General features: G+C 69.4%; 2 protein-coding genes. One reads left to right on the top strand and one right to left on the bottom strand.

Going from position 1 to position 775, the window contains the following annotated elements; translation table 11 throughout:
- A partial coding sequence (locus tag A5713_RS02825) for a TetR/AcrR family transcriptional regulator (protein WP_156751723.1) occupies positions 1-254 on the bottom strand: 254 nt, incomplete at its 3' end.
- 143 nt (positions 255-397) lie between these two features.
- Here A5713_RS02825 and A5713_RS02820 point away from each other — a divergent pair.
- Positions 398-775: TetR/AcrR family transcriptional regulator (locus A5713_RS02820; protein WP_156751722.1), on the top strand; the 378-nt coding region annotated here is incomplete at its 3' end.

Here is a 775-nt window from a genome sequence, read left to right as displayed (position 1 = left end):
GAGGCGGCTCGCAGCCGCGGCACCGCCATGCGTTCGATGTCCTCGACGGCCGCGTCCAGCAATTCGGACTTGTTCGGGAAGTAGTGGTACAGGCTGCCGCTGGTGACGTCGGCCGCCCGGGCGATCTCGCGAATCGTGGTGCGCGAATAGCCATTCTCGGCCACACATCGCATCGCGGCGGTGATGATGCGGGCCCGGGTCTGCTCACCGTCGGCACCCACCGGCCGACCCAATTGCGGCGGCGTGACGCTCATGCGGCGGGAAGCCCGCCGCAGCTCCGTCCATCACGCACTACGCACCTCCGCGGCGAAGCCGAAACTAATCGATCACTCGATTATATTCGACCGTGTCGGGGACCGGGAGCCGGCGGACGGGACGCGCGAGTGAGGACAGCACGGTGACGCGGGCGCAACGGGGACGTCCGGTCGGCGCCAGCGGCGAGGAGACGCGGCAGCGGATCGTCGTTGCCACCATGCGCTGCGTGGCCGAATTCGGGTACGCGGGCGCCACCATCCGTGAGATCGCCCGGGCCGCGAACGTCACCAGCGCCAGCCTCTACAACTACTTTCCGAACAAGTCCGAATTGCTGGACGCGGCCGTCGAGGACATCGAACGCATGGCGGTGCCGCGGCTGCGAGCCGCCGCCGCGGGTCCCGGCGGCGTGGTCGATCGCCTCGCGGCGGTGCTGGACGAGGCGAGCCGGCTGATGCGCGAGCATCCGCATCTGGCCGCATTCGATCGCGCGGTCCGCGCCGAAAGCAACGAGCACCCGGTT

This window comes from Mycobacterium sp. E2497 (assembly GCF_001668695.1).
Lineage (GTDB): Bacteria > Actinomycetota > Actinomycetes > Mycobacteriales > Mycobacteriaceae > Mycobacterium.
This window is presented reverse-complemented; position numbering and strand designations above follow the sequence as displayed.